Source organism: Bacteroides sp. ET225 (assembly GCF_024733745.1).
Classification (GTDB): Bacteria; Bacteroidota; Bacteroidia; order Bacteroidales; family Bacteroidaceae; genus Phocaeicola; species Phocaeicola excrementipullorum.
Window position 1 is genome coordinate 1 of record NZ_JANRHN010000048.1, and the last position, 18,049, is coordinate 18,049.

The following is an 18,049-nucleotide window of genomic DNA, read 5'->3' on the forward strand; positions in this document are numbered from 1 at the left end:
TCGTCTTTGAAACCATATATCCTGTTATCTCATGATATAATCGCCATTAGTGCTCCTCACTCTTTAAATATCTTAGTTCTTTATTGAAATTTTCCTCATTTATCTCCTGCCTTATTCAATCAAAATACTGTGGCCTTCCATATATTTTGGAACATATATACAAGATTCTGTGTTCAATTCTTCAAGGAATTTCCTTACCTCACAAGACATTTGCGGGTAATTTAATATGTTTTTATCTGCTATTATTATGGTATGACTTTTAGCTCTACTTGTTGCTACATTAAATAATCTTGCTTCAAGGCTTCGATTCAATGATGCATTTGGAATAAAAAAAAGTGTTATATCTGTAGTCAATCCCTGAACTCTAGCTATTGTTTCTATCATAACCTTATTTCCCAGCCCCAATCTTAATGCTATTGCCTTTTGAAGCACTCGTGTTGTTTTACGCAGACAAGTTAAGACTGCAATCTCTATTTGGGGGTGTTCTTTTAAAATAGCATATACAAAATATGTTGCCATATCAACTGCATATTTCGGTGCAGTATCTCCAACTTCCATATCTGTGAGAACCAATGTCGGTCCTCCATTAGAGTTTAATATCTTTGAAAAAGAGTTTAATACAATAGGATTTATCGTAGATTTAGAAATCAAAGTCCCATTATAGAAATATCCAGTATAGTTTGCACTTCTCTGCGTAAGCCTAAAAGTAGCTGTCAGTTGATATGTAGGATAGATCCTTTTAGTGGTCAAAGTTCTAAAACCTTCTTTAAAATCATTAAACAAATTAGACTTCACCCTGTTATCATTAAGTGATAATACAGGCCCAAGTTGAGCTGTATCTCCCACCCATAATTTTCTTTTGCCGATTTTATTTGAAGCAGCAAACATGGCAAGCAATGCTTGACTTGCTTCATCCATAATAACAACATCAAAGACTCCTTCATCAGACAAATTTGCCGCAAAACTACTAACAACATAGTATGTAGCCATAACCAAAGCTCCTTTTATGGGAAGTATCTGTTTAAGGGGAATCAGTTTAGGTAACTCATTTTGTTCATCTACCGTTAAATTCGATTTATATATATTTCCTTGTTTCAATAATTCCCCAACAACTTTTTTCGAAGCAACTTCCATTAAGGCCCTATTTGTCAATGCTGTTATTAAAACAGACTTTCCTTCAGAGCACAATTTAGTACACAGCTCAGCTATAAGTTGCGTTTTCCCTGTTCCAGGAGGACCTTGTAAGATTGTAACTTCAGATGAATTTATTTGGTTATAAATAAACTTAGAGGGCTGTTCTTCCCGAATCAATATTGGAACATTCGTAATCGGGGAGTAATCATTATCTATGATATCACTTACTTTCTGACTACAAAAATCTTGCAACAAGCGGTAAAGATTTACCAGATAATCTATGGGAGGTTTATTGGGACCAAACACTATTAATGCACCTGGTGTTTGTGAAATGTATTGAGCAAAATCTATATCAATTCCCCTAAATCCCAGTAAAACAAAACCATCTTCGTTTGACTTTGTATGCCAAATGCAAATGGCTTCAGAACCCTTTATTCGATTCTTAAAAAGGTCTTCATACGTTTTATTTCCCCATTGTCGGTAATCCTGTATTTTTGATGGTAAATACATAGCTTGTATGTATTCACCTTTACGAGGGAATGACCTTGTTGCACGAAACTTGACAATCATTTCTCCATTGTCAAATTTCATAAATTGACCCATGAATAATTCTTCACTCTCATTCAAGAGATAAAGAGCCTGAGCGGAGAACTTTTTATTAAAGTCCTCCGTTTCGGCGATAAGTTCCATGTTTAGGAACTTTTGGTGGCGTTCTCTATTATTAATCATTCGGGTAAAACTGAAGGTGAAACTGCTATAGGTAATTCTCCGGTTGGTTGTTCTGGAGCCATAAACCTTTCCCATTGATTCATCACAGGCTGAATATAGCTCTCAAAATCAAATTGAATCCCTTTGAAATAAGCAAAAACTTGAGCTAGTTCACTGATATGTTTTGAATTATCAATATTTTCAGAACGAAATTTTATTGATATTAATTCTTTAGATTTAAGAATCTCACGTAGGCATACTGTTCCTATACCAGTGTTTGTAACCACAGCAAACATAGCATTAGGTTTCATTAGTTGATTCCAGTCAGTTGGAGAAAGACATGTATTCCGTTGGCTTTTATTGCTTCGTATCACAAGTGGATATTCCATACCATCTTTTCTTACTCCATTAATACAAGTCCAACCATCCCATTCTTTATTAGATATATCAAAACCATCTTTTGACAATTTCTCCAAAATGGCATCCTTAGCTTCTTCAAGACTGCTTCTCATCTCCTCGTTTGTAAGTCCACCATAGGCTGCATCTTCACCACTCATTATGGCTGTCGTTTGATTTTTAGCCAAATTTATGCCATTGTATTCTTCTATAAATGAAGTATCATACCCCTTTTGTCTAATATATTCTTTGAGTTCGGTGAAGTCTTTCATTTGAAGAATGGCTAGGAATATCGTACTAACCTTCTTAGGAAGTCCTAATGCATCCATAATGTCACTATGCAGGAGTTCTTGACTAGCCAATCCGAATTTACCAACAAAATAAAATTTGTTAGCTTTCGAATAAGCCATTTTAGAAAATCCTTGATAACCATAATAGATGTTTATACTGTCTGTTTGATAAAATTCCATCCTCATAATAGCGTTGTGCATTTTAGCCTTTTCCTCTTTCCAAGTACTCTCTGTAAAAGATTCTCCAAATGCAACAGAGGTGAGGAAATCTTCTTTTTGGACAAACATATTGTTTATGTCAGACATATATTCCCCATATTCAATACCCTCAACGCTATAATTAGTTATCATGTTTACTCCTAAAGCTATCATAAATGATACAAATCTTTCATTCTCCAAATGTTTGGCATGAAAGACTTGATTGTCAAGTTCAACACCGGATAGACTTGAGGAAAGTAGATACAAAGAATTTGGTGACTCGAATTTTCCTTCTTTAGAAAGAATTTTATGAGTTCTTCCCCAATTTTGTACTAATGTGAAATTGGAATTACCTACAGAGAAATCATAAGAATCAGCAATTCGTTCATATAGTCGATTTATTTTTTCTTTGTTAGCTGAAATTTCTTCTTTTGTGTCATCTTCGGATATTCGTTCAATAACTTTAAGATATTCTGTCAAAGATAATTCTTTTTTAAATGGCAATCTTTCTGTCCATTCACTCCTTAAAGGTTTTTCTAATGCCAAAACAGGAAAATACCCCCCAAATGTCTCTTTGTTGTATTCAGTATTAATTAAAATATTATTGGCTGTATACAAACAGCCGTCAGAGGCCGGTAAAAGTTTCTTTGTTTCAACAACCCATTCGATGAATGATTTTGAAAGATAATAAGAATCACTTAGTATAGCCCTTCTTGCATATCCATTTCCCGTACTTCCGAAGACATAGTCATCATTTTTATTGGGAATAGCATTATTAAATATTCTTTTCCAAAATTGAATATAAAATTCATACAATTGATTGGAACTATGAATAGAGAGTAGTGGAGATGACATTACATAAAGACACACACCTCCTGCACATCCGAGATAATACTTACGACCATTCCATGCTGTATTGTACTCTTTCATTTTTGCCAGTCGAACACATTCCTTAATTGTTGGTTCTTGCATGACCCAAGAATCATCTCCATATTTTATTTTAGTAAGTTTAATATCATCATTACATCCAAGTTTTTTTAAGAATAGTGCCCATTCCGCATATTCTAATTCATCTTTAGGATATTCTTCTGATACAAAAATGTCTTCTAAATATGTATCCTGGATTTTACAGATAGGATTATATATATTTGAAAGATATAATTCTGTCGCATATTTTAAATCACCTGTTGTTGTTTGAATCTTAATGTTTTCCAAACGAGATTGTCTAACATTTGCAAATACGTTTTCTTTCTTATCGGTATCAAAAATAAAACGCAGTACATTTATGGCATTTTCTTGATTAATATAATTGTCTTCACAAAGTACCTTTTCTATCACAGAAAGATTAGACATTTCTTGTACGCCTAATTCCTTTAGCCAATTTATCATTTCATCACTAAATTTACCTGCAAGACTTTTACGGATAATTTTAGCATCAGCAGATATATCAGGATTTTCATCTGAATATTCGGATGGAAAGAAAGATTCCACTGGTGCTACAAATTTAGAATCTTTGTCAGGAAGAATACTAGCATAAGATACTGATCTTTTGAAATCATTATTTAAATCTTGAGATAAGCTTTTAAGCCATATCAAAAATATCAAAGTTTCTTCGTCCGTGAAGTTTTTAAGGTAGTCTGTTGCCTTTTCCAAAATAATATGTACGTGCTGGGTGGTGATATTTGCAACACCGTAGAGTTGTTGCAATGCTTCCCCAATTTCAGGAGAAACCAATGAGAATGAATTTGTACCATTTAAAACATTTGTACGTACAAAGGATTCAAATGTCTTAGATGGAATTGCAGAATGTAATCTAACATTGTCTGTTAATGCTTCTTGTAGCAACACCATATCACAATTAACAGCTTTGACAAATGGTATAGAATATAATGCGTCTTTCAATGCTGTAGTGTAAGCTTCAGAAAGTTCATTATCTAATTTAGAATAGGGTGGTAGAACTTTATACCAATCTGGATATTTTTTTGCTACACTCTCCGCCATCCATTTAAGGTAACTTTTGGGAATTTGAGCAAAGATATATTCATTCCATGCACAATCTTTAACGATTTGTTGGCGCCCGGCATCAGTGATAAAATTTGCATTAACAATGAAACTCAATCCAAAAGAAAAAGAAGTAGGAAGATAAGTATAAATCACTGCATTACTCAATGGTATAATATTTTTATCTTTATCCAGTGCAATTGCAAATGAAATCTCAACAGATTCTGAATCCTTTAACTTTGTAGGAGTTTTACTGTCATGCATAAGAGCATCCTTAACCTCTGGCGTCAGTTTAACTTCTGTAGAATATATAAGCCAACTGTTTTGTGGTTCTCCGTTCATTGAAAGTGTGAGTACATCATCCGCTTGTTTTTTAGAAAGGTTCAAGATTTCCTCTCCATTATTCCAGAATGAAATTCTAAGATCATCAACTTTCAAGAACAAAAGGAAACGAGTATCTCTCAAAAGCTTTTCTACTTTGCGTTCCAACAATTTTTTATTAGATATTTCAATGTATGTAACCACATTGAAATTCCCAATATTAATATCAGAAGGTGTATTTGTTAATATTGGAATTATCTGCCATGGCATTTTAACATTTTTGTATTCGTCCCCTTTTGATTTAGCAAGAGCTTCACAAGCATCTTTATCAAATTTAAAACAGGTTCCTGCTGACCATACCGTAACCCGATGAGAGTGCATAAACACTGATTTAAACCCAATTCCCTTGTAGCCAATCTTCTTAGCATCCGTTACTTTGTTTCCATTGCCAATATCACATAGCCCTTCCAAATCTCTCTCTGAGAAGGCTGAGCCATTATGCATGAAAACCAATAAATTATCAGTAAGAACAATTTTGATTTCTAATGAAGTTTGCTTAAGTGAATCAAAACTATCAACAGCATTCTGTAATAGCTCAAATATAAATCTTTCTTCTTCTGTATATATTCCTGAAGAAAGTAAATCCAAAGCATTTGCTGTTGTGGTTGCTTGTGATGGATGAGAGTATTCTGTTGTACGCTGGTATATACGTTCTATAACATTTTTCATATTGAGTATATTTTATTATGTAAAAGTAAATGACAAATACAAAATTAGCTAATACTCTTATAAAACTCTATTTTGTGAGTTAAAAACTATCATTTTTTTCGTGATCTACCACTAATTTGATATTGTACTCTGATCAGATCTGTTTGAAACACCTAACTAAAATTTTTACCATTTATACAAGCCATAATTTGAAATGCATAAACTACTTTTTTTGATTTTGTTACATAATCAAAAAACATAAATATAGTAGAAACTACATTACAAGTATTACTATAAATATTTCTACTATTTTCCACATTAATACATTGAGAAATTCACAAAAAAGACCTATCTTTGTTGTACCATCATCATGTAGCGCATGGGATAAAACTATCAAAGAATCAAAGTTTTATACTTGATTTTTGATATACAAAATTTGAATGAAGAAAGGCGGTACAAATAAAATCAACAAAAGGCTGAAAAACAAAGGTTTACACTTGTACATAGAAAATGAATTCTTTGTCAAAAATCTATTTGTACCGATTAAAATGCTAAAACGCTGATAATTAAACATGCCTCGATGTTGCGTCGAAATTTATGCGTAATTTGAGAATCCCTCAAGTTCTTACGTTGATCCATTATCGTATATAGTCACCTAAGCAATAAGGAGGGAAATCATTGCTGAAATCCCTCCCTGCCTAAGAGCGGCAAGCGGGACTCGAACCCGTGACCCTCAGCTTGGGAAGCTGATGCTCTACCAACTGAGCTACTGCCGCATTTTTTGGTAGTGCAAATGTAAGCCTAATTTTAGAAATAAACAATTTTTAGTCTTAAAAAAATCGAGCAGGCAAAGAAAATCCTATTTTTGGAGAAGGAAATCCCATTTCCTCAAAAAAAAGAAACGCTTAAAACTATATTCTATGCTAAAGGAAAACAATCAGGACAGAAAATGGACTATACTTGAAAGTGAATATCTGATCAAACGGCCGTGGCTGACTGCACGGAAAGATCACGTACTGCTGCCTACGGGAGTGGAAAACAAAGAATACTATATACTGGAATACCCAGACTGGGTGAATGTAATCGCAATAACAAAAGACGGGCGTTTCCTCATGGAACGGCAGTACCGCCATGGCATTCAACTGACCTGCTATGAAATCTGTGCGGGAGTATGTGAAGCCAACGAAACTCCTTTAGAATCCATTAAGCGTGAATTGCACGAAGAAACGGGATATGGCGGAGGAAACTGGACCTTCTGGATGAGCATTTCAGCAAATACCAGCACGACAAGTAACATCTGCCATTGCTTTCTGGCTACAGAAGTGGAACCTGTCGGCGACCGGCATCCGGAAGCGACAGAAGACATCAGCATCGAACTGCTGACTTTGGGGGAAGTAAGGACACTCCTGCTGACAGACCAGATCAAACAGTCACTGATGGCAGCCCCCCTGTGGAAATACTTTGCAGTCAACAAACTCCTCTGACAAGAAGCACTCGACTCATCACCACCAGTCTGTTATTCCCGACTGCCCCCAGCAGCAATGAGCAGTAACCGCTATGGTATTCTTGTATCTGCAGACAAAAGAGGAAGGAGCGTTCTGCCCCTTCAAGTTAGCCATCGCAATCACCCGCAGGTGAGGATCCTGCTGCAGCGCCACATCAAAATAACGGTATTCGTAACCCTTGAGAGAATGGCCGTCCACATCAGCTTTCCGGTATCCGGCATAAAGCCGCTGTTCCCTTACAGCCGCCTCAAAGGGAAGCAGTCCTGCCATCTGATAGGCAGTACCTCCCGGTCGGGCGGTCAGGGTGCGCGACAGCAACGCAATGCCTCCACCTTCTGCAAGGATCTTGCCCCCATCCTCGCCGAACTCGCGCAACTGCTGAAGCTGACGTTTCCAGCGGTGAAGCTGGCGGGCGAACAGTTCGGGAAAGCCTCCGGGCAGATAAATCAGGTCCGCTTCCGGGATATCGTTTCCATAAACAGGGCTGAAGAAGCTTACGCTGCCCACCTCTTTAAGATAGCTCAGATTCTCCTGGTAGATAAAATGAAAAGCCGGGTCAGAGGCAACAGCTATGCGCCATTTCCTTTCGAGCGTCTGAGGCCTCGGCTCCATTTCAGAAGTGTAAGGCAAGCTATAGGCACAGGGAAATATGCGTGTCGTCAGATTCAGAAGCTTGTCAAGATCAAGTGTATCCCTCATCAGGTCCGCAGCCTTCTGTATCTGCCCGTCGAGTTCCGCCTTCACAGCCGAAGTCAAGGTAGAATATTTGGCAGGCATCCGCAAAGACTCGTCATACGGAAGATACCCCAGACATTCCATCCCCGCATCAGCGCACACTTCGCGCAAGAAGCCGTACTGAGCAGGCGAAAACACATGGTAGAAGATTACGCCCGCTATACGGACATTCTGTCTGAAACGCTTGAAGCCGAACAACATAGGAGCCAGCGAATAAGTCGATGACCGGGCGTTTGCCAGCAAAATTACGGGCACAGAAAGAGCCTGCGCAATATCAGCTCCACTCCCCTGCCACTTGCGGAAACCGTCAAACAGTCCTGCCGAGTTGTCAACGACACAGACATCGGCCTGTTCTCCGTACGTGTTATACAAATACTGGATATGTCCGTGTGAAGCATACCATGCATCCAGATTAACGGAAGCACAACCGGTCGCCACTTCATGGGCCGCCTTATCTGCCAGATCCGGGCCGCAGCTGAACGGCTGCACTTTCATCCCCTGCCGTCGGAGTGCGCGCATAAGTCCCAGCGACAGCAAACTTTTGCCGCCGTCGGAAACCAATGGACTCAAAAGAAACTGCGATTTCATGAACCTTTTCTATGCTTTAACGGCCTGACTTTCTGCTTCACCCTCAGAATCAGGACAAGCCTTCGATTTCTCCGTTCACGATATCAATATGCAAAGCCTGAGGTTCTTTGGGAAGACCCGGCATACGCATGATTTCACCTGCAACGATAACCAGCATCTCGGCACCCGCATTGATCACAATGTCACGCACGCCGAAATTGAAATCCTTTGCCACACCGTAAAGTTTCGGGTCGTTCGAGAACGAATACTGTGTTTTGGCTATGCAGATCGGGAAGCGGGTATACCCCAGTTCCTTGATCATGCGCAGCTTCTTCTGTGCGGCAGGAGCAAAGAGAACTTGCTTTGCACCATAAAGCCGGGATGCCACCTTCTCAACCTTTTCTTCCACAGAATCATCCTCATTATAAGTATATTCCAGAGGCTTCGACGGATTGTTCTCAATTGTATCCACCACCAGGTTTGCCAGCTCAACCGCACCTTCACCGCCTTCAAGGAAAGCATTGTTGACGGCAAAGCCCACGCCCATTTCCTCGCAATGGCGGCGGACAAAATCCAGTTCCTCGTCCGTATCGTTTGCATAGCGGTTGAATGCGACAACCACCGTCTGGCCAAAAGAGCGCAGGTTCTCAATGTGCTTGTCAAGATTTCTGACTCCCTGCTTCAAGCCATCCATATTCGGTTCCTTGATTTTGTCAACCTCTACTCCGCCATGCATCTTCAGTCCTTGAGCTGTAGCCACAATCACCGTCAGTTTAGGCTGAAGTCCCGCCTTGCGGCATTTGATGTTGTAAAACTTCTCGGCACCCAGATCCGCGCCGAAGCCCGCTTCTGTCACGGCATAATCGCCGAATGTCATGGCCAGCTTTGTGGCAAGAACGGAGTTGCAGCCATGTGCAATGTTCGCAAACGGACCTCCGTGCACGAAAGCCGGAGTATGTTCCGTTGTCTGCACCAGATTGGGCGAAAGAGCGTCCTTCAGCAACACGGTGATAGCGCCGGCAACGCCCAGATCTTTCACCGTGAACGGCTTGTTGTCAACGGTAAATCCCAAAAGAATATTCTCGATGCGGCGGCGTAGGTCGTTTTCATCCTTGGCAAGACACAAGATAGCCATTATCTCCGATGCAGGAGTAATGTCGAAGCTCGACTCGCGCGTGATGCCGTTCGACTTGCCTCCCAGTCCTGTAACGATGTATCGCAGGCCGCGGTCGTTCACATCAAGCACACGGTTCCACAGCACATCCTTCAGCGCAAAGCCATTGTCCTTGTTCTGATACATGTAATTGTCAAGCAATGCAGCAATCATGTTGTGAGCAGATGTTATCGCATGAAAATCTCCCGTAAAGTGCAGGTTGATCTTATCCATCGGAAGCACCTGCGCATATCCTCCGCCGGCAGCTCCGCCCTTCATGCCGAAGCACGGACCGAGCGACGGTTCACGAAGCGCACATACAGCTTTCTTTCCGATCTTGTTCAACCCCAGAGCCAGGCCGATAGATACGGTCGTCTTTCCGATACCGGCTTTTGTGGGCGTAATTGCAGTAACAAGTATCAGGTTGCTGTTTTTCACCCTTTCCTCATCGATCAACGTTTCAGGAACCTTTGCTATATAACGTCCGTAATTTGATATTTCATCTACCGGGATTCCATACTCCCTCGCTATCTGCTTGATTTTCACAAGTTCAATGCTACGAGCTATTTCTATGTCTGATTTCATTCGCTAATCTTTTTTATTTTGACGGGCAAAGATAATACAAAAAAGTGAGATACTCAGCAGATTGCGGAAGGATGATTGAAAATAAACGGCCGTCTGAAAGTTCCGGCAACATCACGCTACCATCTCCGTAAAAATAAAAAACATCCTCAAAAGCCAGTCCTAGAGAACAGCTTACACCTTCATCTGCTTCTCAAATCTAAAATATTCATTATGAAAAGGCTCAGGCTGTTGTTTAACCGCAGGGTCTGCGTGATGTCTGCAAAAGAACTCAACAATGCGGAATCCGCACTTGTTCACATAAAAATGGATGTTGCGCTTTTCAAAGTAGGGCGTAAAAAGTTCCCAAACGACTGTTTCCGGATACATTTCCTCTATCATCTTCCACACGCATCCGCCCAGCCCTTGGTTATGAAAGCCGGGATAAAAATAAAACAAGTCCATGCGATTGCGGCGGCTCTCGGGGTCTATGTGCAATGCAACGCCTCCCGCTCTTCTGCCGTCCACGTAAATGGCGTAAACGGCAGACTTCGGGTCACGAAGCATTCCATCGATGTCATCATCCTCGAAAAAGTTCCCGTCGCGGGACAGACCGAAGTGCTCGGCGATTGCTATGGAAAACACCTCCTTAACTTCATTCCGGAAATCATGAAAATCCGGTTCTGCCAATGCTTGAAAAAATATACTCGTCATTTCTTTCATTTTAAGAGTTCGCCGTACATTTGTACGATAAGCTCTAAGTTACCAATATGCTATATCCGGCTGTAAAGTTAGCGCAATGCGGAAACGACTCCAAACGCTTTCTGCACGAAACAGAAAAAATCAGGTCCGAAATGTACCGGCATCCGTCTGAAACGATTGCGCCCGTCGCCTTTAGCCATCAGATTTTCGCGCTTCGCCCTCCATTTATGCGGCTTCACGCAACAGACATTTGACGGGGACGGCAAAAACGCTTATCTTGCAGACAAAAAAAGATGAGCGGAATAAAATATGACAACATACAGAACAGGCTGCCGCTGACTGGCATCGTATTCTTCCTTGCCTATTTCCTGTCCATGCTGACAGACCGGAACTATGCAGCACTGCTTCTGGGCGGCAGACTGTCTTTGGCAAGCTATGTCGCTGACATTGCCGGTACATTGCTGACAAGCTTCGTATTTGTGGAACTCTCCATTTTCTACAGCAGATGGCTGTTCCGGTATATCTCCTTTACAGGCAAGCCCCATTGCGGACTGTTCGTCAAAGCCCTACTTCTGCTTCTGATGAACAACCTGATGGCCTGGTGCTTTTCAACGCTGGGAATAATTTTGTGCGAAGAAAGCCATTCGTTTTTCTACCAAGGACTATACACTATCAGTGTCATTGCCACCTTCATATCATACCTCTACACCGGCGCGCATTACATGGAATCGGTCATACAGGCGGAACAGCAGAGAAAAGAACTTGAAATAAGGCTGCTGAAAGAAAAAGAACACGCGGCACAAATGCAGCTGGAGGTTTTGAAGTCACAGATAGACCCGCACTTCATGTTCAACAACTTCAGCATCCTTTCCGAACTGATCATGGAAAATCCGATGGCTGCCGACAAGTTTCTTGAACACCTGTCGAATGTCTATCGCTATGTCGTCCAGAATCTGAAACGGAATACCGTGAGCATTCAAGAAGAGATCACCTTTCTCCGGTCGTATATCTATCTGATAAAGATGAGATATGAAGATGCCGTCTGCATTGCGTTAGATGAAACGCTAAGCCGGTCGGAAGGGCTGATTCCTCCTGTCTGTCTGCAACTGCTGGTGGAGAATGCCATCAAACACAACCAGCTATCGGCTGTCCAGCCTCTGAAAATATACATTTACCGCGAGAAGAACTATATCGCAGTGGAGAACGACTTACGCCCTATCGCATCCGAATTCGCATCAACCGGAATAGGACTGCAAAATATCGTGGGACGCTATTTCCTGCTATGCGAAGAAAAGCCGCTCATAGAAAAACAAGAAAACATTTACTGTGTCAAACTTCCCATCATACACGAAACGCCATGAACATATTGATTATAGAAGATGAAAAAAGGAATTTCAACCGCCTGAGAAGACTGCTGGAAAGACTCTGGATACAACCTGCTGCATAGAAGGGCCGCTGGCAAGCATTGCAGAGTCCGTAGAATGGCTGCACACCCACCCTGCACCGGATCTGATACTGGCAGACATCCGCCTGTCCGACGGACTGAGTTTCGATGCCTTGCGCCAGACAGACACAGCTTCCCCCGTCATTTTCACCACGGCATACGACGAATATGCAATACAGGCTTTCAAGTTCAACAGCTTTGACTACCTGCTGAAGCCTGTCAGGAGTGACGAACTGACTGCTGCCATCAATAAAGTACGCCGCCAATGCGCCGCACCGTCTGCCAGCGGAGAAGAGCTGCGCCAACTGCTGGAATATATGCGGAGAAGCAACTATCGCTACCGTGAACGTTTTTTGCTGCCATACCGCGACGGCTATGTGTCGGTGCAGGTGAAAGATATCAGTCACATTGCGCTGGACGGACGCGCCACACGCCTGTACATGAAAAACGGCACGGCAGAAAGCGTGCCGTACTCATTGGACGAACTGGAAAACCAGCTCAATCCCGATGAGTTCTTCCGCGTCAACCGCCAGTATCTCATCCGTATAGACAGCATACTGAGCGTAAACAACTGGTTCAATTCCCGGTTGAAAGTGCATCTGAAAAAGTATCCCGGCGAAGAAATTGTTGTAAGCCGCGAACGGGCAACGGCCCTGAAGGAGTGGCTGGACAGGTAAAGCATGACAAAAAGAGTCCGCTCCCGGCAAAAGAGAAAATGACTGTCAGCCCAAGCAGGATATTCTGCGCCTCAAGAATACTTTTTGCCGCTTCAAGCCTCCCGGTCTTGCAAAAGGAAGCATCCAGCCTTTCCTTTGCAAAAAAACAGAACGGTACCGGCAAAAAGGCCAGCCGCACAGAACAAAATCAAAGCAACCATTAATACATCTTACAGAATGAACAGAAAAACGACGTATGTTTTCACCGTTGCATGTGTGATGCTCCTCGCTTCCTGCAAAGACAAGAAAAAAGCCGAAACGTACACGGCATATAGAGTGGCCACTCTTTCGCCTACATCTGTCGAAATCGAAGAGTCTTATTCCGCTTCCATACAGGGAAGACAGGACATCGACATCTATCCGCAAGTGCCAGGCACAATCACCCGGCTCTGCGTAAAAGAAGGACAGCAGGTGCGGAAAGGACAGGTGCTGTTCGTCATCGACCAAGTGCCTTACCGCGCAACATGGAACAAAGCCGTGGCAGATGTACATGCGGCCGAAGCACAAGCCAGAACCGCCCGGCTGGAATATCGGAGCAAACAGGTGCTGTTCGACAAGCAAGTGATATCGGAATACGAACTGACTACCGCAAAAAATGCGCTGGACGCAGCCGAAGCTATGCTTGAGCAGATGAAGGCACTGGAACAGAGCGCACGCAACAACCTGTCGTACACTGAAGTGAAAAGCCCGTCGGACGGCATGGTGGGCACATTGCCCTACCGCACAGGCGCACTCGTCAGCTCGTCCATCCCTCAGCCGCTGACTACCGTTTCAGACAACAGCGAAACGTATGTCTATTTCTCGCTCACCGAAAACCGCCTGCGCTCCATGCTTCGCCGATACGGCTCTTTAGACAAAACGATAAACGAGATGCCCGCCATCGGCCTGCAACTCAACGACGGCACACTGTATCCGGAAAAGGGACGCATCAGAAGCATCAGCGGCATCATCAACAAGCAGACAGGGACCGTGTCTGTATGCGGCGTTTTTCCCAATACCGGCAAACTGCTGCTGAGCGGCGGAATCGGCAATGTCATCATTCCGCACAAAGAAGAGGAGGTCATCGTCATACCCCAGACAGCCACAACCGAATTGCAGGACAAGATTCTGGTTTACAAAGTGTCGGAAAGCGGACATAAAGAAAAAAACGATTTCGTCCGTAGAACTGACCGTAGAGAAACTGAACGACGGCAAACTCTACATTGTCCGTTCAGGACTTTCGGCTGGAGATGTAATTGTAACCGAAGGCGCGGGCCTGCTGCGCGACGGGATGAGGATAAACATAAAAGAAGAATGACTTTCGGAAAATTAAACATATGAATCTCAGATATTTCATAGACCGGCCGGTGCTCTCAGCCGTCCTTTCTGCAGCAATTGTGCTGATGGGAGTCATCTCCATCTTCAACCTCCCCGTAGAACAGTACCCCGACATCGCACCGCCCACCATCCAAGTATACACCAACTACCCCGGAGCCAACGCAGAAACGGTGCAGAAAGCGGTCATCATTCCGCTGGAGGAGTCCATCAACGGCGTAGAAGACATGACCTACATCACGTCTACCGCCTCCAACAACGGCGATGCCACGATAAACATCTACTTCAAGCAAGGAAGCAGCCCCGACATGGCTGCCGTGAACGTGCAGAATCGAGTTGCCACTGCACAGAGCCTGCTGCCAGCCGAAGTGACCAAGATAGGCGTGACCACCATGAAGCAGCAGAACGCCGAACTGAAAACCTTCGCCCTGTATTCACGCGACGGCAAATACGACCTCCAGTTTCTGAACAACTACATGAAGATCAACGTAGAGCCGCGCATCAAGCGCATTGGCGGCGTAGGCAACATGATGCTGTTCGGAAGCAACTATGCCATGCGAATCTGGATGAAGCCGGACAAGATGGCGCAATACAAGCTCATCCCCTCCGATATCACCGCGGTGCTGGAGAAGCAGAATATCGAAGCCGCCACCGGCGCTTTCGGCGAAAACCATGACAACGCCTACCAGTATACGATGAAATACAGGGGACGCTATTCCACACCCGAAGAATTCAGCGAACTGGTCATCCGCTCCCTGCCAAACGGAGAGGTGCTCCGCCTGAAAGAAGTGGCAGACATACGGCTGGGCGACGAAGCCTACAACTATTCGACCGGAATGAACGGAAAGCCTGCGGCTTTGGCCATGGTTTACCAGAAAGCCGGAACAAACGCTTCGGGAACCATCAACGAGATAGACGCGGTACTGGCAGAAATCGGCAAAGACTTGCCGCAGGGGATGGAGTTTGTCACGCTGAGCGATACGAACCTTTTTCTGAAAGCCTCGGTCAAGGTGGTACTGAAAACCCTGTTCGAGGCAATCCTGCTGGTGATAATGGTGGTCTACATATTCCTTCAAGACATCCGCTCCACACTTATCCCCACCATCGGAGTCGCGGTTTCCATTGTCGGCACGTTCGCCTTCATGTCGGCCGCCGGATTCTCCGTCAATCTGCTGACCTTGTTCGCACTGGTCCTTGCCATCGGCACGGTGGTAGACGATGCCATCATCGTAGTGGAAGCTGTGCAGGCCCGGTTCGATGCAGGCTATCATTCTTCCTATATGGCAGCCAACGATGCCATGCGCGGCGTATCGTCGGCTATCCTCACGTCAACGCTGATATTCATGGCCGTTTTCATTCCCGTTTCTCTGATGGGAGGGACATCCGGAGAATTTTACAAGCAATTCGGAATCACGATGGCGGTAGCTGTCGGCATTTCGGCCGTCAATGCCTTCACGCTTTCACCGGCACTCTGCGCGCTGATGCTCCGTCCATATAAGGACGAAAAAGGAAATACAAAGACTAACTTTGCCGCACGGTTCCGCAAGGCATTCAATACGTCGTTCGAGGTTCTGACCGAACGGTACATGCGCTCTGTACTCTTCTTCGTCAAGCGGAAATGGCTGATGTGGAGCACGATCTTCGCCTCCATCCTGCTGCTTGCATTTCTGATGCGGACCACAAAGACAGGGCTGATTCCCGATGAAGACACAGGCACTGTGATGATAAGCATGAATGCCAAGCCGGGCACATCCATGAGAGAAAGCCAGCGCATCATGGAGGAGGTAAACAGCCATCTGTCACAAATTCCGGGCATAAGCTATCATGCCAACGTAGCGGGGTATTCTTTCAACGGAGCCGGTCCGTCAATGGGCATGTGGTTTATCTCGCTCAGACATTGGAACGAACGGAAAGAAGAAGGACAGTCGGCACGCGAAATCATTGACCAGATCTATGCGTTCGCTCCCCAGGTGCCTGACGCATCACTCTTTGCCATGACCCCGCCCATGATTCCGGGCTACGGAATGGGAAGCGGATTTGAACTTTACCTGCAAGACAAGCTGTCGGGCAGCCTGGACAACTTCAAACAGGTGGCAGACCGGTTCGTTGCGGCCTTGAACCAACGGCCGGAAATTGAAATGGCCTATTCTTCTTTTGAAACAAACTATCCGCAATATTGGGTAGACATCGATGCCGCCAAATGCGAACGGGCCGGCATTTCGACCAATGAAATTCTGGAAACTTTGTCGGGATATTATGGCGGAAGCTATGTGTCTAACTTCAACCGCTTCTCAAAGGTGTACAGGGTGCAGATACAGGCAGCGCCAAACTACCGCGTCACTCCCGAATCGCTGAACCATATCTATGTCCGTGCAGGGAACGAAATGACGCCGCTGTCCCAGTTTGTCAAACTGACCAAGACATACGGGCCGCAGGACATGTCGCGCTTCAACCTTTACAGTTCCATTCCCGTCAACGGAACGCCGGCTTCCGGATACAGTTCAGGAGATGCGCTAAAGGCAGTACGCGAAACAGCCGAACAGCTATTGCCGGCCAATTACGGTTATGAATTCGGCGGAGTATCGCGTGAAGAAAGCCAGACAACGAACAATGTGCCCATCATATTCACGATCTGCCTGATACTGATCTATCTGATACTGTGCGCGCTGTATGAGAGTTTCCTCATCCCCTTCTCCATCCTGCTGTCTGTACCATGCGGTTTGTCGGGCAGCTTCCTGTTCGCACAGCTCCTTGATCTCGAGAACAATATCTACATGCAGACCGGACTGATCATGCTCATCGGCCTGCTAGCCAAAACCGCTATCCTGCAAACGGAATACGCTGTCAAGTGCCGTCAGGCCGGAATGACGCTGGTACAGGCTGCTTATATCGCTGCCAAAGACCGTCTGCGACCCATACTGATGACCGTGCTTGCCATGATATTCGGCCTTTTGCCTTTGATGACAGCACACGGAGTTGGAGCGAACGGCTGCCGGTCGCTGGCTTCTGGCGTAGTGGGAGGCATACTGGCAGGCACGCTGGCACTGCTGATGTTCGTGCCGGTGCTTTTTATTGTCTTCCAGTACTTGCAAGAGAAGATACGTCCTGTGCAGATGCTCCGGAAAGGACCGGACTGGGCCATACAAATGGAACTGGAGAAGATTGAAAAGGAAAAATAACCGTTCGGAAACCGCACGCCGCATGCTGCCAGCGGAACGACTCGCCGCATGGAGGCCATTCCGCAGGCAAACCGCACTACCGACAAGGGTTCATTACGAAAAACGCAAAAGCAAAGCCTTCGCGCAAAAGAGTCAGTCTTCTGCTTGAAGATCTGTATCTCCAGATTAAAGATGTATATCTCCAGACTGGAGATTTGCATCTCTAGCCTGGAGATACAGATTTTTCCGGCATAAAAAGCACAATGCATCATGGAGGCTGTTGTTTTTTCCATGATACGCTGTGCCCTCTGCAGCAGACAAATGACGTGTCAGTCGTCGATGTCGATAACGCGCATCTGGCTGTCGAAAGTGATTTCCCAGCGGTTGGAGAGCTTCACTTCATAGTTGCTGCGGTCACGCTCGATAGACAGGATCCGG

At 44.3% G+C, this 18,049-nt stretch carries 11 protein-coding genes, 1 tRNA gene and 1 pseudogene; 5 read left to right on the plus strand and 8 right to left on the minus strand.

Going from position 1 to position 18,049, the window contains the following annotated elements; translation table 11 throughout:
- Positions 1-111: 111 nt before the first annotated feature.
- The 3 genes from NW212_RS14190 to NW212_RS14200 all read right to left on the minus strand — a co-directional run bounded on the left by NW212_RS14190 (position 112) and on the right by NW212_RS14200 (position 6,532).
- The gene (locus NW212_RS14190; protein WP_258339283.1) at positions 112-1,824 is read right to left on the minus strand and encodes an AAA domain-containing protein; all 1,713 of its coding nucleotides are present in this window, start codon (positions 1,822-1,824) and stop codon (positions 112-114) included.
- 35 nt (positions 1,825-1,859) lie between these two features.
- The gene (locus tag NW212_RS14195; protein WP_258339284.1) at positions 1,860-5,777 is read right to left on the minus strand and encodes a sacsin N-terminal ATP-binding-like domain-containing protein; all 3,918 of its coding nucleotides are present in this window, start codon (positions 5,775-5,777) and stop codon (positions 1,860-1,862) included.
- Between the two features lie 682 nt (positions 5,778-6,459).
- Positions 6,460-6,532 (minus strand) — tRNA-Gly (locus tag NW212_RS14200).
- A 144-nt stretch (positions 6,533-6,676) separates the two neighbouring features.
- On the opposite strand from NW212_RS14200, the gene NW212_RS14205 reads away from it, so the two are divergent.
- Positions 6,677-7,240: an NUDIX hydrolase gene (locus NW212_RS14205; protein WP_258339285.1), complete on the plus strand. Its 564-nt coding sequence runs from the start codon at positions 6,677-6,679 to the stop codon at positions 7,238-7,240.
- A gap of 18 nt (positions 7,241-7,258) precedes the next feature.
- On the opposite strand, the gene NW212_RS14210 is transcribed toward NW212_RS14205, so the two are convergent.
- The 4 genes from NW212_RS14210 to NW212_RS14225 all read right to left on the minus strand — a co-directional run bounded on the left by NW212_RS14210 (position 7,259) and on the right by NW212_RS14225 (position 11,218).
- On the minus strand, positions 7,259-8,584 hold the full coding sequence (locus NW212_RS14210) for a cobyrinate a,c-diamide synthase (protein ID WP_258339286.1): 1,326 nt from the start codon (positions 8,582-8,584) through the stop codon (positions 7,259-7,261).
- A gap of 49 nt (positions 8,585-8,633) precedes the next feature.
- Positions 8,634-10,301: a formate--tetrahydrofolate ligase gene (locus NW212_RS14215; protein WP_258339287.1), complete on the minus strand. Its 1,668-nt coding sequence runs from the start codon at positions 10,299-10,301 to the stop codon at positions 8,634-8,636.
- 171 nt (positions 10,302-10,472) lie between these two features.
- Positions 10,473-10,991, minus strand: a complete 519-nt coding sequence (locus tag NW212_RS14220) for a GNAT family N-acetyltransferase (RefSeq protein ID WP_258339288.1) — start codon at positions 10,989-10,991, stop codon at positions 10,473-10,475.
- Between the two features lie 77 nt (positions 10,992-11,068).
- Positions 11,069-11,218: a hypothetical protein gene (locus tag NW212_RS14225; RefSeq protein ID WP_258339289.1), complete on the minus strand. Its 150-nt coding sequence runs from the start codon at positions 11,216-11,218 to the stop codon at positions 11,069-11,071.
- Positions 11,219-11,272: 54 nt separating this feature from the next.
- Between NW212_RS14225 and NW212_RS14230 the strand changes: the two genes are divergently transcribed.
- The 4 genes and pseudogenes from NW212_RS14230 (at position 11,273) to NW212_RS14245 (ending at position 17,632) form a co-directional block, all read left to right on the plus strand.
- Positions 11,273-12,340, plus strand: coding sequence for a sensor histidine kinase (locus tag NW212_RS14230; protein WP_258339290.1), 1,068 nt, complete (start codon positions 11,273-11,275; stop codon positions 12,338-12,340).
- Positions 12,337-13,100, plus strand: a pseudogene (locus tag NW212_RS14235) (LytR/AlgR family response regulator transcription factor). Before NW212_RS14230 ends, NW212_RS14235 begins: the two are co-directional and overlap by 4 nt.
- Before the next feature lie 216 nt (positions 13,101-13,316).
- Entirely contained in the window at positions 13,317-14,459 is a 1,143-nt protein-coding gene (locus tag NW212_RS14240; protein WP_309148258.1) for an efflux RND transporter periplasmic adaptor subunit, read from the plus strand.
- Complete coding sequence (locus tag NW212_RS14245) at positions 14,456-17,632, plus strand: efflux RND transporter permease subunit (protein ID WP_258339291.1); 3,177 nt, start codon at positions 14,456-14,458, stop codon at positions 17,630-17,632. The genes NW212_RS14240 and NW212_RS14245 overlap by 4 nt, the downstream gene beginning before the upstream one ends.
- 308 nt (positions 17,633-17,940) lie before the next feature.
- On the opposite strand, the gene NW212_RS14250 is transcribed toward NW212_RS14245, so the two are convergent.
- The coding region (locus NW212_RS14250; protein WP_258337522.1) for a PepSY-like domain-containing protein at positions 17,941-18,049 on the minus strand (109 nt) is incomplete at its 5' end.

Excerpts from the sequence above, each read along its gene's own strand:
- NW212_RS14205 (WP_258339285.1), top strand. The coding sequence starts at position 6,677 with ATGCTAAAGGAAAACAATCAGGACAGAAAATGGACTATACTTGAAAGT.
- NW212_RS14215 (WP_258339287.1), bottom strand. The coding sequence starts at position 10,301 with ATGAAATCAGACATAGAAATAGCTCGTAGCATTGAACTTGTGAAAATC.
- NW212_RS14190 (WP_258339283.1), bottom strand. The coding sequence starts at position 1,824 with ATGGAACTTATCGCCGAAACGGAGGACTTTAATAAAAAGTTCTCCGCT.
- NW212_RS14220 (WP_258339288.1), bottom strand. The coding sequence starts at position 10,991 with ATGACGAGTATATTTTTTCAAGCATTGGCAGAACCGGATTTTCATGAT.
- NW212_RS14195 (WP_258339284.1), bottom strand. The coding sequence starts at position 5,777 with ATGAAAAATGTTATAGAACGTATATACCAGCGTACAACAGAATACTCT.
- NW212_RS14230 (WP_258339290.1), top strand. The coding sequence starts at position 11,273 with ATGAGCGGAATAAAATATGACAACATACAGAACAGGCTGCCGCTGACT.
- NW212_RS14240 (WP_309148258.1), top strand. The coding sequence starts at position 13,317 with ATGAACAGAAAAACGACGTATGTTTTCACCGTTGCATGTGTGATGCTC.
- NW212_RS14210 (WP_258339286.1), bottom strand. The coding sequence starts at position 8,584 with ATGAAATCGCAGTTTCTTTTGAGTCCATTGGTTTCCGACGGCGGCAAA.
- NW212_RS14245 (WP_258339291.1), top strand. The coding sequence starts at position 14,456 with ATGAATCTCAGATATTTCATAGACCGGCCGGTGCTCTCAGCCGTCCTT.